Source organism: Streptomyces sp. NPDC046727 (assembly GCF_040645635.1).
In the GTDB taxonomy this organism is placed as follows: domain Bacteria; phylum Actinomycetota; class Actinomycetes; order Streptomycetales; family Streptomycetaceae; genus Streptomyces.
Genome location: NZ_JBEYYR010000033.1, coordinates 38,768 through 53,132, shown reverse-complemented (window position 1 = coordinate 53,132; position 14,365 = coordinate 38,768). Strand labels below are relative to the sequence as shown.

The window sequence follows — 14,365 nt, the reverse complement described above, 5'->3', positions numbered from 1 at the left end:
AGCACCCGCACCACGCGTTCCCGCAGGGGCGGACCGGCCGGCTCCTCGGGGCCCACCAGGACGATGTCGCCGGGGCGCAGGTGGTGGGGGCCGCACGCCACCTCCTGGTGCGGGTCGGCTCAGACGGCGAGCGCCTGGGCGCGGCGCTTCACCTCCGTGCCGCGATTCTCGCTCAGGGCCTGCGCGGGGGTGCCGGGCAGGGTCGGGTCGGGGGTGAAGAGCCACTCGATCATCTCTTCGACCGTGAAGCCGTCGTCCCGCAGGAGCGTCAGGGTCCCGGACAGGCCCTTGACGACCTTGTCCCCGTCGATGAAGGCGGCGGGGACGTGCAGCGCCCGGTTCTCACCTCGGCGTACGGCGATGAGCTGGCCCTCCTTGACCAGCTGCCGCACACGTGTCACCTCGACGTCGAGCATCTCGGCGATGTCGGGGAGGGTGAGCCAGGCGGGGACGAGAGCATCAATCTTTGCGTCAATCTCGGTCACGGGAACTAGCCTGCCATCCCCCACTGACAGTCGGAAGTCAGGCAGGTCCAGGTGGGAGGGTGTGCTAGTCCGCCGTGGCGTCCTTCAGGGGCCGTGCCGGGTCCGCCAGGGCCTCGGGATCCATGGCGCGGCCCGCCTCGATCAGGCGGCGGCCCTGGGCCAGGTCGCGGGGGCGGCCCACCGCCAGGAGGGCCACCAGGCGGTCCTCGCGCAGCCAGCACACCGTCCAGGACGGGCCCTGCGGGTCGCCGCGCCAGACCAGGCGGTCGGCAGCGGGGTGGTGGCCGGCGTACTGCACGAAGCGGCCGAACTGCTCGGACCAGAAGTACGGCACCGGGTCGTAGACCACGTCGGTCTCGCCGAGGATGTTCGCGGCGACCGTGCGCGGCCCCTGCAGGGCGTTGTCCCAGTGGTGGACGAGGAGCCGCTCGCCGTAGCGGGCCGACGGGAACGACGCGCAGTCGCCGACGGCGTACACGTCCGGCAGGGAGGTGCGCAGACGGGCGTCGGCGAGGACCTCGCCGTGCGCGCCCAGCTCGATGCCGGAGCCCGCGAGCCAGGCGGTGGCGGGGCGGGCGCCGATACCGACGACGACCGCGCCCGCGGGCAGCCGGGCGCCGTCGGCGAGCACCACCTCGCCGGGCTCGACGCGCTCCACGCGCGCGTGCAGGCGCAGCTGAGCGCCCGCGTCGGCGTACCAGGCGGCCATGGGTGCGGCGACCTCGGCGGGCAGGGCGCCGGCCAGCGGGCGTTCGGCGGCCTCCACGACGGTCACCGCGCAGCCGGCCTCGCGGGCGGCGGTGGCGAACTCGGCGCCGATCCAGCCGGCGCCCACGACCACGATGTCGTGCTGCCGGGCGAGCACGGGCCGCAGCCGTTCGGCGTCGTCCAGGGTGCGCAGCAGATGCACACCGGGCACGCCCTCGGTGCCGGGCAGGGTGATCGGTTCGGCGCCGGTGGCGAGGACCAGGACGTCGTACGGCACCGGACCGGCCTCGGTGTCCAGCTCGTGCGCGGCGGGCCTGAGGCCCCGCACCTCGCAGCCGAGCCGCAGCTCGACCCCGAGGGACTCGAAGTCCACGTCGAAGGCGGAGTCCTCGGCCTTGCCGAGCAGCACGGCCTTCGACAGCGGCGGCCGGTCGTACGGCTGGTGCGGCTCGGCGCCGATGACGGTCACGGGGCCCGGAAAGCCCCGCTCCCGCAGGGCGACCGCGGTCTGCACCCCGGCCATGCCCGCGCCGACGACGACCACGCGCCGCCCCGGTGACGTGCCCTCTTGCGCTGTCTGCTCGCTCACCCGATCACCATAGACAATTGATGATCCGTCAGTCAGGGGGCGTGCTCGGTGACCTGCTCCACAACGCTCGTCCCGGAGCCGGGCTGGGACTCCCACTCCCAGGTCTCGTCGAGCCGCACGCGCCCGTCCGGCAGTTCCGTGACGGTGGACATGCAGTGCCCCGAGGAGGTCGAGCCGTCGGTCTTCAGCTGGACGTAGCGGAAGTCGAGCCGGTCGCCCTCGCGGGTGCCGACCAGATGACCGCGCACGACGTCGCCGCCGGCGTACTCGGCCCAGATCCCGCCGTCCTTCTCGTGGTACGCGAACCGGGTGCGGGTGCCCACCTGACCTGGGGCTTGGTCCGCCACGGGGGCGAGGATCAGTCCGTCGAGCGACCGGGCCATGAAGCAGGGCTCCCTTACGGGTGAGGAGGGGGGCGGGCTAGGGTGGCCACCGTACAAGCACTCGCGGGAGCCCGGACGCACCGGGCTGAGAGGGAGGCTGGCGGCCTCCGACCGTACGAACCTGATCCGGGTCATGCCGGCGAAGGGAGGGGCTGGACGCCCATGTCGTCACGTACGTCCGACGTCCTCGTCATCGGGGGCGGAATCATCGGCCTGGTCACGGCCTGGCGCGCGGCGCAGCGCGGGTTCGCCACGGCCGTGGTGGACCCCGAGCCCGGGGGCGGGGCCGCGCAGGTCGCGGCCGGGATGCTGGCCGCGGTCACCGAACTGCACTACGGCGAGGAGACCCTGCTCGCCCTGAACTTGCAGTCGGCCCGCCGCTACCCGGAGTTCGCGGCCGAGCTGACCGAACTGACCGGGCACGACCTCGGCTACCGCCGCTGCGGCACCCTCGCCGTCGCGCTCGACGCCGACGACCGCGCCCACCTGCGCGAACTGCACGCGCTGCAGCAGCGCTCGGGCCTGGAGTCGGAGTGGCTGTCCGGGCGGGACTGCCGGCGCCTTGAGCCGATGCTCGCGCCGGGGGTGCGCGGCGGGCTGCGGGTCGACGGCGACCACCAGATCGACCCGCGCCGGCTGGCGGCGGCCCTGGTGGCCGCGTGCGAGCGGTCCGGGGTGGTGTTCCACCGCGACTGGGCCGAGCGGCTGGACGTGGCGGGGGACCGTGCCGTCGGGGTCACCACGGCGGACGGCACCGCGCTGCGCGCCGAGCAGGTGGTGCTCGCGGCCGGGAGCCTGAGCGGGCGGCTCACGGGCGTGCCGGACGAGCTGCTGCCCCCGGTGCGGCCGGTCAAGGGGCAGGTGCTGCGGCTGACCGTGCCGCGCCGGTACGCGCCGTTCCTGAGCCGGACCGTGCGGGCCGTGGTGCGCGGCAGCCATGTCTACCTGGTGCCCCGGGAGAACGGCGAACTGGTCGTCGGCGCCACCAGCGAGGAGCTGGGCTGGGACACGACGGTCACCGCCGGGGGCGTGTACGAGCTGCTGCGCGACGCCCACGAGCTGGTGCCCGGCATCACCGAGCTGCCGCTCACCGAGACCCGGGCCGGGCTGCGCCCCGGCTCCCCCGACAACGCGCCGCTGCTCGGCCCGTCCGGCCTGGCCGGGCTGCTGCTGGCCACCGGGCACTACCGCAACGGGGTGCTGCTCACCCCGGTCACCGGAGACGTGCTGGCGCACGCGCTGGTCACCGGTGAACTCCCCGAGGAGGCACGCCCGTTCACCCCGCGGCGGTTCGGCGCCGCGCTCATGCACACGACGGACAAGCTGGAGCAGCCCGCATGAACCTCTCCGCCAACCTCTCCGTCACCGTCTCCGTCAACGGCGAACCCCGCCAGGTCGCGCCCGGCACCGCGCTGGACGCGCTGGTGCGGACCCTGACCGCGGCACCGCGCGGGGTGGCCGCCGCCGTCAACGAGACCGTCGTCCCGCGCGGGCAGTGGGCGACGACCGCCCTCGCCGACGGCGACCGGGTCGAAGTCCTCACCGCCGTGCAGGGGGGCTGAGCCATGGCCGACGATCCCCTGGTCCTCGGTGGGCTGACCTTCTCGTCCCGGCTGATCATGGGCACGGGCGGGGCGCCCAGCCTGGAGGTGCTGGAGCGGGCGCTGGTCGCCTCCGGCACGGAACTGACGACGGTCGCGATGCGCCGGGTGGACCCCTCCGTGCACGGTTCGGTGCTGTCGGTGCTGGAGCAGCTCGGCATCCGGGTGCTGCCGAACACGGCGGGCTGTTTCACCGCGGGTGAGGCCGTGCTGACCGCCCGGCTGGCCCGGGAGGCGCTCGGTACCGACCTGATCAAGCTGGAGGTCATCGCCGACGAGCGGACGCTGCTGCCGGACCCGGTGGAGCTGCTGGAGGCGGCGGAGACGCTGGTCGACGACGGCTTCACGGTGCTGCCGTACACGAACGACGACCCTGTGCTCGCGCGCAAGCTGGAGGACGTGGGGTGCGCCGCCGTGATGCCGCTCGGCTCCCCGATCGGGTCCGGGCTGGGCATCCGCAACCCCCACAACTTCCAGCTGATCGTGGAGCACGCGCGCGTGCCGGTGATCCTTGACGCGGGGGCCGGTACGGCGTCGGACGCGGCGCTCGCGATGGAGCTGGGGTGCGCTGGGGTGATGCTCGCCTCCGCGGTGACGCGGGCGCAGGAGCCGGAGCGGATGGCTGCCGCGATGCGGCTTGCCGTGGAGGGGGGCCGGTTGGCCCGGCTGGCCGGGCGGATCCCCCGTCGGTATCTCGCGGAGGCGTCGTCTCCCGCGGAGGGCTTGGCCGTGCTGGATCCTGAGCGTCCTGCGTTCTGATTCCCGTGGGGCCCCCGCCGTCGGCGGCCGCGGGTTTGTGCGAAGCGTCACAGGTCGGCTTCAGTCCCGGTGCTATCAGGGACGAACGGGCAGGGCTGTCGGTCGGTCCTCGTAGACTCCCCTCTCGTGGATACGACCCTTCAGGACCCCCTCGTCGGGCAGGTGCTCGACGGCCGCTACCGCGTCGACGCGCGCATCGCGGCCGGCGGGATGGCCACGGTCTACCGGGCCCTGGACACCCGCCTGGACCGCGTGCTCGCGCTGAAGGTGATGCACCCGACACTCGCGGCCGACGGGTCCTTCGTCGAGCGGTTCATCCGGGAGGCGAAGTCCGTCGCCCGGCTCGACCACCCCAACGTGGTGCAGGTCTTCGACCAGGGCACCGACGGGTCGTACGTCTACCTGGCGATGGAGTACATCGCCGGCTGCACCCTGCGGGACGTGCTGCGGGAGCGGGGCGCCCTGCAGCCGCGGGCCGCGCTGGACATCCTGGAGCCGGTGCTCGCCGCGCTCGGCGCCGCGCACCGGGCCGGGTTCGTGCACCGCGACATGAAGCCCGAGAACGTGCTGATAGGGGACGACGGCCGGGTGAAGGTCGCCGACTTCGGGCTGGTGCGCTCCGTGGACACGGTGACCAGCACCACGGGTGCCGTCCTCGGGACCGTGTCCTATCTCGCGCCCGAGCAGATCGAGCAGGGCACCACCGACCCGCGCGTCGACGTGTACGCGTGCGGGGTGGTCCTGTACGAGATGCTGACGGGCACGAAGCCGCACTCCGGGGACTCCCCGGCCCAGGTGCTCTACAAGCACCTCCACGAGGACGTGCCGCCGCCCTCGGCGCTCGTGCCGGGGCTGCCGTACGAGCTGGACGAGCTGGTGGCGTCGGCGACCGCGCGCCACCCGGACATCCGGCCGCACGACGCCGTGGCGCTCCTCTCCGAGGTGCGCGAGGCCCGTCGGCCGCTGACCGACGAGCAGCTGGACACACTGCCGCCGCAGGCGCTGACCGCGGCGCACGACAACGCCGAGGACCGCACGAGCGTGATCCCGCGCGCGCTGACCGTGCCCCGGCCGCTGCCCGTGAACGAGGACGTCCCGGCACAGGCCGCAGGCGACGGCACCGACCGCACCGCCCGCTTCCAGAGCCCGCCCGTGCCGCCCCGCCGGCGCCCGGCGCGGCCCCCGCGCGCCGTGCTGGCGATGCTCGCCGCCGTGCTCGTGGTGCTCGGCGTGGGCGTCGGGATCTGGTACATCAACTCCGGCCAGTTCACCAAGGTGCCGCCGCTGCTGGCGAAGACCGAGGCACAGGCGAAGGAGCGGCTGGACGCGGCCGGGCTCGACGTCGGGCAGGTCAAGCGCGCCTACAGCGACACCGTCGAGCGGGGCACGGTGATCGGCAGCGACCCGGCGCCCGGCGCGCGGATCCGGGACCACGACTCGGTGACGCTGACCGTGTCGCTGGGCCCGGAGACGGTGAACGTGCCGAACGTGCGGGGGCAGACGCTCGCGAAGGCGCGGGCGCGGCTGAAGGCGGACGGCCTGGAGCCGGGCATGGTCACCCGCGAGTTCAGCGAGGACGTCCCCAGGGGCTCGGTGATCGGGACGACGCCGGACGCGGGCACCAAGCGGCACGCGGGCTCGGCGATCGCCCTGGTCGTCAGCAAGGGCAGCCCGATCGACGTGCCGGACGTCACCGGCGACGACCTGGACAGCGCGAAGCAGGAGCTGACGGACGCCGGGCTGAAGGTGAAGGTCGCCACCGCGCGGGTCAACTCCGAGTACGACAAGGGCAAGGTCGCCGCGCAGAGCCCGGGCGACGGGAGCGAGGCCGCCGAGGGCGACACGGTGACGCTGACGCTGTCCAAGGGCCCGGAGATGGTCGAGGTCCCGGACGTGGTCGGCGACAGCGTGGACGACGCCCACGAGGCACTGGAGGGCGCGGGCTTCAAGGTGGACGAGGACCGCGGGCTGCTCGGGCTGTTCGGCGACACCGTGAAGGAGCAGTCGGTGGACGGCGGCGACACGGCACCCAAGGGGTCGACGATCACGATCACCATCCGGTGACCGGAGTCACCGGGGACCGCGGTTCGGGCACCGGGCGGGCATGACACCCTGAACGGGTGAGTCCGCTTTACTCCTCCCTCCCCCGCAACCCCGTCGGCGGCCATGTGCCCGTGGCCGGCGGCCTGCACTCCGTCGGGCTGTCGTACGCCCACGATCTGAAGGCCGAGACCGTGCAGGTCTTCGTCGCCAACCCGCGCGGCTGGGCCACGCCCGCCGGGAACCCGCGGCAGGACGAGGCCTTCCGCGCGGCGTGCGCCGAGCAGTCGATCCCGGCGTACGTGCACGCCCCGTACCTGATCAACTTCGGCTCGCACACCGAGGCGACCGTGGAGAAGTCGGTGGAGTCGCTCAGGCACTCGCTGCGGCGCGGGCGGGAGATCGGCGCGCTGGGTGTGGTCGTGCACACCGGGAGCGCGACCGGCGGGCGGGCCCGGGAGGTGGCGCTGAAGCAGGTGCGCGCGCACATGCTGCCGCTGCTGGACGAGCTGATCCACGACGACGACCCGTTCCTGCTCCTGGAGTCCACCGCCGGACAGGGCGCCTCGCTGTGCTCGCGGACCTGGGACTTCGGGCCGTACTTCGAGGCGCTGGACGCCCACCCGAAGCTGGGCGTGTGCCTGGACACCTGCCACATCTTCGCGGCGGGGCACGACCTGACCGGGCCGAGCGGCATGCACCAGACCCTCGACCTGCTGGTCGACACCGTCGGCGAGGGCCGGCTGAAGCTGATCCACGCCAACGACTCCAAGGATGTGGTGGGCGCCCACAAGGACCGGCACGCGAACATCGGCGCCGGCCATATCGGCGAGGACCCGTTCCGGGCGCTCATGACCCACCCCGCGACCGAGGGCGTCCCGCTGATCATCGAGACGCCGGGCGGCAAGGAGGGGCACGCGGCGGATGTGGAGCGGCTGAAAAAACTGCGCGACGGATAACCACTTGGGGAATACCCCTGGGGGGTATACGGTTCTTGCTGGGCGCAGGAGCCGTTACCTGACATGGGGGCAGTCATGCAGCACGAAGCACACGCAGAGCACACAGAGCACGCTCACCACCACGAAGCACACGCTCACCACCACGGCGCGCACGCGCACCACCACGCGTCCGCCGCCACCTGGCCCATGGCCGCCCAGGCCACCCTGCACTGCCTCACCGGCTGCGCCATCGGCGAGGTGCTCGGCATGGTCATCGGCACGGCGTTCGGGTGGGGGAACCTGCCGACGATGATCACGGCGATCGTGCTGGCCTTCTTCTTCGGCTACTCGCTCACCCTGCGCGGGGTACTCAAGGCGGGCGTCGACTTCCGTAGCGCCTTCCGGGTGGCACTGGCCGCGGACACCCTGTCCATCGCCGTGATGGAGCTGATCGACAACGGCGTGATCCTGGTCTGGCCGTCCGCGATGGACGCCATGCTGGGCGACGCGCTGTTCTGGATCTCGCTCGCGGCCTCGCTCGTGCTCGCCTTCGTCGTGACCACCCCGGTCAACAAGTGGATGATCGGTCGGGGCAAGGGCCACGCGGCGGTGCACCAGTACCACCACTGAGCAGGCCGGGAATCAGAGCTCGGGGCCGTCCCCGGGCTCTTCCTGGTAGGAGTAGCGCTGCTCCTTCCAGGGGTCACCGATGTTGTGGTAGCCGCGCTCCTCCCAGAAGCCGCGGCGGTCGGTGGTCATGTACTCCACACCCCGGACCCATTTGGGGCCCTTCCAGGCGTACAGGTGGGGGACGATCAGGCGGACCGGGAAGCCGTGCTCGGCGGTGAGCAGTTCGCCGTCCTTGTGGGTGGCGAAGATCGTACGGTCGGAGGCGAAGTCCGACAGGCGCAGATTCGAGCTGAAGCCGTACTCCGCCCAGACCATCACATGGGTGACATCCGGCGCCGGCGGGGCCAGGTCCAGGATCGCGCGGGCCGGGATTCCGCCCCACTCCGCGCCGATCATGCTGAACTTCGTCACGCAGTGCAGATCGGCCACCACGGTGGTGTACGGCAGGGCCGTGAACTCCTCGTGGCTCCAGGTCCGCTTGTCACCGTCCGCGGTGGCACCGAAGACCCGGAACTCCCAGCGCTCGGGCCGGAACTTCGGGACGGGACCGTAGTGCGTGACCGGCCAGCCACGCTGGAGCCGCTGACCCGGCGGAAGCTCGGACCCTGCCGCTGCCCCAGACTCTCGCTCCACCGGATGACCCATGTATCCATCCTGACAGACCTTGGGCGGTACCCTTGACCACCCTCCGACGAATCGGACAACTAGGGTAAGCCAGCACTTACTTACTAAGTATGCACTTACTGGACGATCTTCACGGGCGGTGCGATCATGCGGCGCTATCGACTGATGCCAGTTGCCCGGAAGGAGTCCATCGCATGCAAGGCGACCCCGAGGTCATCGAACTGCTCAACGAACAGCTGACCGCCGAGCTGACCGCGATCAACCAGTACTTCCTGCACTCCAAGCTCCAGGACCACAAGGGGTGGGTGAAGCTCGCCGAGTACACGCGGGCCGAGTCGTTCGACGAGATGCGGCACGCGGAGCTGCTCACCGACCGCATCCTGCTGCTGGACGGCCTGCCGAACTACCAGCGGCTGTTCCACGTCCAGGTCGGGCAGACGGTGACCGAGATGTTCCAGGCCGACCGGCAGATCGAGGTCGAGGCCATCGACCGGCTGCGCCGGGGCATCCAGCTGATGCGGGAGAAGAACGACATCACATCGGCGAACATCTTCGAGGCCATCCTGGCCGACGAGGAGCACCACATCGACTACCTGGACACCCAGCTGGAACTCGTGGACAAGCTGGGCGAGGCGCTCTACCTCTCGACCGTGATCGAGCAGAGCCAGCCCGACGCGTCGGGACCGGGCGCGCACTGAGCGGCTTCGGGCCCAGAGCGGCTAGGCCGCGTCGTCCAGCCGTTCGAGAGCCGGGGCGTGCCGGTTGATCAGCTCCCGGCGGGGGCAGGCGCCCCGGCCGAGGAGGGCCTGGATCCGGCGCACGCACGACCCGCAGTCCGTGCCCGCCTTGGAGGCGGAGGCTATCTGGCGCGGGGTGCAGGCGCCGTTCTCCGCGTGCTGCTTGACCTGGGCCTCGGTGATGCCGAAGCAGCTGCAGACATACACGCGGATTCACCTCCCGACGGGATCGTTGATTCTCCTGCCATCCCGCTTTCCGGTGAGGCAAACCTAACCTTACCCATCCCACGGCACGCGCAAAAGTGGGTGGGGCGCGGATCGGATGTGATCCGCGCCCCAGGGTGGCTCAGCGGTTCCCGGTCACTGGTCCCGGTACATCTCGGCCACGAGGAACGCCAGGTCCAGCGACTGGCTGCGGTTCAGCCGCGGGTCGCAGGCCGTCTCGTAGCGCTGGTGCAGGTCGTCGACGAAGATCTCGTCGCCGCCGCCCACGCACTCCGTGACGTCGTCGCCGGTCAGCTCCACGTGGATGCCGCCCGGGTGGGTGCCGAGCGCCTTGTGGACCTCGAAGAAGCCCTTGACCTCGTCCAGCACGTCGTCGAAGCGGCGGGTCTTGTGCCCGGAGGCCGCCTCGAAGGTGTTGCCGTGCATCGGGTCGGTCACCCAGGCCACCGTCGCACCGGACGCCGTGACCTTCTCGACCAGCTCGGGGAGCTTGTCGCGGATCTTGTCGGCGCCCATGCGGACGATGAAGGTCAGCCGGCCGGGCTCCCGCTCGGGGTCGAGGCGGTCGATGTACTGCAGCGCCTCCTCGGCCGTGGTGGTCGGGCCGAGCTTGATGCCGATCGGGTTGCGGATCTTCGAGGCGAACTCGATGTGCGCGCCGTCCAGCTGCCGGGTGCGCTCACCGATCCACACCATGTGCCCGGAGACGTCGTACAGCTTGCCGGTGCGGGAGTCGACCCGGGTCAGGGCGGACTCGTAGTCCAGCAGCAGCGCCTCGTGGGAGGAGAAGAACTCGACGGTCTTGAACTCCTCCGGGTCCGTGCCACAGGCCCGCATGAAGTTCAGCGCGTTGTCGATCTCCCGCGCCAGCTGCTCGTAGCGCTGGCCCGACGGGGAGGTCTTCACGAAGTCCTGGTTCCAGGCGTGCACCTGGCGCAGGTCGGCGTAGCCGCCGGTGGTGAAGGCGCGCACCAGGTTCAGCGTGGACGCCGACGCGTGGTACATGCGCTTGAGCCGCTCCGGGTCCGGGATGCGGCTGGCCTCGGTGAAGTCGAAGCCGTTGACGGAGTCGCCCCGGTACACCGGGAGCGTCACGCCGTCGCGGGTCTCGGTCGGCTTGGAGCGGGGCTTGGAGTACTGCCCGGCGATACGGCCGACCTTCACCACGGGCACGGAGGCCGCGTAGGTCAGGACGGCACCCATCTGGAGCAGCGTCTTCAGCTTGTTGCGGATGTGGTCGGCGGACACCGCGTCGAATGCCTCGGCGCAGTCGCCGCCCTGGAGAAGGAACGCCTCTCCCTTGGCGACGGCCGCCATCCGGGCGCGCAGCTGGTCGCACTCGCCCGCGAAGACGAGCGGCGGATACGACTCGAGGTCCGCGATCACTGCGCGCAGAGCCTCGGTGTCGGGGTACTCGGGCTGCTGCGCCGCGGGCAGGTTTCGCCAGGTGTTGCCAGCGCCAGGGCTGGTCTTAGCGTTCACGGTCACCTCGTAAACATTACGGGGTCGTGCCACGGGATTTTCCTCCGGCTCGAAGGGTGAGACGGAGTGATTACCCCGTGGACACCGGTGGGGTGGGGTAGGGTTTGTTCCATGTTCGCGCATTCGATCCAGAACTGGTGGTGGACCGCTTCTCCGGCGGCCCGCTGATCGCGCGTACGACAAGGACTTCGCGAAGGCCGCCCGAGGGGCGGCCTTCGGCGTATCCCGGGGTCGTTCCTCCTCACCACGGAAGAGGAACCATGGATCTGGCACAGCTGCTGCACGACCCCCGCCCCTTCGCCCTGCTCCGCCGCCGCACCCCGGGCCGCGACGAGCAGCTGGTGGAGGTGCTGCTCGGCCCGGTGACCAGCCGTGACCGGCTCGCCGACCTGCCCGGCGAGGGACTCGCCCTCGTCCCGTTCCGGCAGATCCGCGAGCGCGGCTTCGACGTCCGCGACGACGGCACCCCGCTGCTGGTGCTGACCCCCGAGGAGTCGTACGAGATCCCGCTCGCCGAGGCACTGGCGCAGCTCCCGGGGCACGCGGTGCGGGTCGAGGGCGGGGGCTTCGACATCGGGGACGAGGAGTACGGCGAGATCGTCGGGCGGGTGCTGCGCGAGGAGATCGGCCGGGGCGAGGGCGCGAACTTCGTGATCCGGCGCACGTACGAGGGCGAGATCCCCGGCTTCGGCCGCGCGGACGCCCTCGCGCTGTTCCGGCGGCTGCTGGCGGGCGAGCGCGGCGCGTACTGGACGTTCGTGGTGCACACCGGGGACCGGACGCTGGTGGGCGCCAGTCCCGAGGTGCACGTGCGGATGTCCGGCGGGACGGTCGTCATGAACCCGATCAGCGGCACGTACCGCTATCCCGCAGCGGGGCCCACGCCGGAGCACCTTCTGGAGTTCCTCGCCGACAGCAAGGAGATCGAGGAGCTGTCCATGGTCGTCGACGAGGAACTGAAGATGATGTGCACCGTCGGCGACATGGGCGGGGTCGTCGTCGGCCCGCGGCTCAAGGAGATGGCGCACCTCGCGCACACCGAGTACGAGCTGCGCGGGAAGTCCTCCCTGGACGTGCGGGAGGTGCTGAAGGAGACCATGTTCGCGGCGACCGTCACCGGGTCGCCGGTGCAGAACGCGTGCCGGGTGATCGAGCGCCACGAGGCCGGCGGTCGCGGCTACTACGCGGGGGCGCTGGCGCTCATCGGCCGGGACTCCGGGGGCGCCCAGACCCTCGACTCCCCCATTCTGATCCGCACCGCCGACATCGCCGCCGACGGCCGGCTGCGCGTCCCGGTCGGGGCGACGCTGGTGCGCGGCTCGGACCCGGCGGGCGAGGTCGCCGAGACCCATGCGAAGGCGGCGGGCGTGCTGGCCGCCCTCGGGGTACGGCCGGCCCGGCCGCGGGCGGAGCGGGAGGGGCCCCGGCTGGCCGACGACCCTCGGGTGCGGGCCGCGCTGGACGGGCGCCGCTCGTCGCTGGCGCCGTTCTGGCTGCGGATGCAGGAGCGGTCGGCGTCCCTGGCGGGCCACGCCCTGGTGGTGGACGGCGAGGACACGTTCACGGCGATGCTGGCGCACGTGCTGCGCTCGGCCGGCCTGGAGGTGACCGTCCGGCGCTACGACGAGCCGGGGCTGCGCGAGGCGGTGCTCGCGCACGAGGGGCCGGTGGTGCTCGGCCCCGGCCCGGGCGACCCGGCGGACCTCACCGACCCGAAGATGCGGATCCTGCGGGACCTGGCCGCCACCGTCGTCCGGGAGCACCGGTACGGCGTGCTCGGCGTCTGCCTCGGGCACGAGCTGATCGCGGCGGAGCTGGGCCTGGAGATCGTACGGAAGGAAGTGCCGTACCAGGGGGCGCAGACGGAGATCGAGCTGTTCGGGCGGAGCGAGACCGTCGGCTTCTACAACAGCTTCGTGGCGCGCTGCGACGACGAGGAGGCGGATGAACTGGCCGCGCACGGGATCGAGGTGAGCCGGGCCGCGAACGGCGAGGTGCACGCCGTCCGCGGAACGGGCTTCGCGGGCGTCCAGTTCCACCCGGAGTCGGTCCTGACGCTGAACGGGGCCGCGGTCGTGCGGGAGCTGATCGGTCAGCTGCGCCGCACGACCGTGTAGCCGTCCGGGGCCGCCGTCAGCCGAAGAAGACGCCGACCTCCGCGTAGAGCTTCGGGTCCACCGTCTTCAGCCTGGCCGTGGCCTCGGAGATCGGGACGCGGACGATGTCGGTGCCGCGCAGGGCGACCATCTTGCCGAAGTCGCCCTCGCGGACGCAGTCGATGGCGTGCAGACCGAAGCGGGTGGCGAGCCAGCGGTCGAAGGCGCTGGGGGTGCCGCCGCGCTGGATGTGCCCGAGGACCGTGGTGCGGGCCTCCTTGCCGGTGCGCCTCTCGATCTCCTTGGCCAACCACTCGCCGACGCCGGACAGCCGGACGTGCCCGAAGGAGTCGAGCGAGCCGTCCTTGAGGACCATCTCGCCGTCCTTCGGCATGGCGCCCTCGGCGACGACGACGATCGGGGCGTACGACGCCTTGAAGCGGGAGGTGATCCAGGCGCACACCTGGTCCAGGTCGAAACGCTGCTCGGGGATGAGGATGACGTTGGCGCCGCCGGCCAGGCCGGAGTGCAGGGCGATCCAGCCGGCGTGCCGGCCCATCACCTCGCAGACGAGGACCCGCATATGGGACTCGGCGGTGGTGTGCAGCCGGTCGATGGCCTCGGTGGCGATGTTGACGGCGGTGTCGAAGCCGAAGGTGTAGTCGGTGGCGGAGAGGTCGTTGTCGATGGTCTTCGGTACGCCGACGCAGGGCACGCCGTACTCGTCGGCGAGGCGCGCGGCGACGCCGAGGGTGTCCTCGCCGCCGATCGCGACGAGGGCCTCGACCTCCAGTTTGGCGAGGTTCTCCTTGATGCGGCGGATACCGCCGTCCACCTTGAGGGGGTTGGTCCGCGACGAACCGAGGACGGTGCCGCCGCGGGGCAGGATGCCGCGCACCGCGGGGATGTCGAGGCGGACGGTGTCGCCTTCGAGGGGGCCTCGCCAGCCGTCCCGGAAGCCGACGAAGTCATAGCCGTACTCCTGCACGCCCTTGCGCACGATGCCCCGGATGACGGCGTTGAGCCCGGGGCAGTCGCCGCCTCCGGTGAGTACTCCGACCCGCATGG

General features: G+C 71.8%; 16 protein-coding genes and 1 riboswitch. Of the genes, 9 read left to right on the top strand and 7 right to left on the bottom strand.

Going from position 1 to position 14,365, the window contains the following annotated elements; all coding sequences use genetic code 11:
• Nucleotides 1–119: 119 nt before the first annotated feature.
• The 3 genes from ABZ937_RS32025 to ABZ937_RS32015 form a co-directional block, all read right to left on the bottom strand.
• Nucleotides 120–485, bottom strand: coding sequence for an Rv2175c family DNA-binding protein (locus tag ABZ937_RS32025; RefSeq protein ID WP_027758504.1), 366 nt, complete (start codon nt 483–485; stop codon nt 120–122).
• 64 nt (nt 486–549) lie between these two features.
• Nucleotides 550–1,782 carry an FAD-dependent oxidoreductase gene (locus ABZ937_RS32020; protein WP_361696852.1) on the bottom strand — a complete coding sequence of 411 codons (1,233 nt, stop codon included), beginning with the start codon at nt 1,780–1,782 and terminating at the stop codon, nt 550–552.
• A gap of 32 nt (nt 1,783–1,814) precedes the next feature.
• Nucleotides 1,815–2,165 carry a hypothetical protein gene (locus ABZ937_RS32015; protein WP_361696851.1) on the bottom strand — a complete coding sequence of 117 codons (351 nt, stop codon included), beginning with the start codon at nt 2,163–2,165 and terminating at the stop codon, nt 1,815–1,817.
• Between the two features lie 53 nt (nt 2,166–2,218).
• Nucleotides 2,219–2,330, top strand: a riboswitch (TPP riboswitch).
• Between ABZ937_RS32015 and thiO the strand changes: the two genes are divergently transcribed.
• The 6 genes from thiO to ABZ937_RS31985 all read left to right on the top strand — a co-directional run bounded on the left by thiO (nt 2,328) and on the right by ABZ937_RS31985 (nt 8,133).
• Nucleotides 2,328–3,506, top strand: a complete 1,179-nt coding sequence (gene thiO, locus ABZ937_RS32010; RefSeq protein ID WP_361696849.1) for a glycine oxidase ThiO — start codon at nt 2,328–2,330, stop codon at nt 3,504–3,506. It overlaps the preceding riboswitch by 3 nt.
• The gene (gene thiS / locus ABZ937_RS32005; RefSeq protein WP_361696847.1) at nt 3,503–3,727 is read left to right on the top strand and encodes a sulfur carrier protein ThiS; all 225 of its coding nucleotides are present in this window, start codon (nt 3,503–3,505) and stop codon (nt 3,725–3,727) included. The genes thiO and thiS overlap by 4 nt, the downstream gene beginning before the upstream one ends.
• Nucleotides 3,728–3,730: 3 nt before the next feature.
• On the top strand, nt 3,731–4,525 hold the full coding sequence (locus ABZ937_RS32000; protein WP_361696845.1) for a thiazole synthase: 795 nt from the start codon (nt 3,731–3,733) through the stop codon (nt 4,523–4,525).
• Between the two features lie 126 nt (nt 4,526–4,651).
• Nucleotides 4,652–6,589: a Stk1 family PASTA domain-containing Ser/Thr kinase gene (gene pknB / locus ABZ937_RS31995; protein ID WP_361696843.1), complete on the top strand. Its 1,938-nt coding sequence runs from the start codon at nt 4,652–4,654 to the stop codon at nt 6,587–6,589.
• A 56-nt stretch (nt 6,590–6,645) separates the two neighbouring features.
• Complete coding sequence (locus ABZ937_RS31990; protein WP_361696841.1) at nt 6,646–7,524, top strand: deoxyribonuclease IV; 879 nt, start codon at nt 6,646–6,648, stop codon at nt 7,522–7,524.
• Nucleotides 7,525–7,599: 75 nt separating this feature from the next.
• Nucleotides 7,600–8,133, top strand: a complete 534-nt coding sequence (locus ABZ937_RS31985) for a DUF4396 domain-containing protein (protein ID WP_361696839.1) — start codon at nt 7,600–7,602, stop codon at nt 8,131–8,133.
• A 12-nt stretch (nt 8,134–8,145) separates the two neighbouring features.
• On the opposite strand, the gene ABZ937_RS31980 is transcribed toward ABZ937_RS31985, so the two are convergent.
• Nucleotides 8,146–8,778, bottom strand: a complete 633-nt coding sequence (locus ABZ937_RS31980) for a sulfite oxidase-like oxidoreductase (RefSeq protein WP_361696838.1) — start codon at nt 8,776–8,778, stop codon at nt 8,146–8,148.
• A gap of 173 nt (nt 8,779–8,951) precedes the next feature.
• Here ABZ937_RS31980 and bfr point away from each other — a divergent pair, with 173 nt between their 5' ends.
• Complete coding sequence (gene bfr, locus ABZ937_RS31975; protein ID WP_361696837.1) at nt 8,952–9,455, top strand: bacterioferritin; 504 nt, start codon at nt 8,952–8,954, stop codon at nt 9,453–9,455.
• 21 nt (nt 9,456–9,476) lie between these two features.
• Here the strand turns inward: bfr and ABZ937_RS31970 are convergent, their stop codons facing one another.
• The gene (locus tag ABZ937_RS31970) at nt 9,477–9,701 is read right to left on the bottom strand and encodes a (2Fe-2S)-binding protein (protein ID WP_361696836.1); all 225 of its coding nucleotides are present in this window, start codon (nt 9,699–9,701) and stop codon (nt 9,477–9,479) included.
• 153 nt (nt 9,702–9,854) lie between these two features.
• The gene (locus ABZ937_RS31965) at nt 9,855–11,207 is read right to left on the bottom strand and encodes a class II 3-deoxy-7-phosphoheptulonate synthase (RefSeq protein WP_361696835.1); all 1,353 of its coding nucleotides are present in this window, start codon (nt 11,205–11,207) and stop codon (nt 9,855–9,857) included.
• 105 nt (nt 11,208–11,312) lie between these two features.
• Between ABZ937_RS31965 and ABZ937_RS31960 the strand changes: the two genes are divergently transcribed.
• Both ABZ937_RS31960 and ABZ937_RS31955 read left to right on the top strand, forming a co-directional pair.
• The gene (locus ABZ937_RS31960) at nt 11,313–11,369 is read left to right on the top strand and encodes a trp operon leader peptide (protein ID WP_189697087.1); all 57 of its coding nucleotides are present in this window, start codon (nt 11,313–11,315) and stop codon (nt 11,367–11,369) included.
• 92 nt (nt 11,370–11,461) lie between these two features.
• Nucleotides 11,462–13,318 (top strand): anthranilate synthase family protein, encoded by a 1,857-nt coding sequence (locus ABZ937_RS31955; RefSeq protein WP_361696834.1) that lies wholly within the window; start codon nt 11,462–11,464, stop codon nt 13,316–13,318.
• 16 nt (nt 13,319–13,334) lie between these two features.
• Here ABZ937_RS31955 and ABZ937_RS31950 read toward each other — a convergent pair whose 3' ends face one another.
• Complete coding sequence (locus tag ABZ937_RS31950) at nt 13,335–14,363, bottom strand: 6-phosphofructokinase (RefSeq protein WP_361696833.1); 1,029 nt, start codon at nt 14,361–14,363, stop codon at nt 13,335–13,337.
• Nucleotides 14,364–14,365 lie beyond the last annotated feature (2 nt).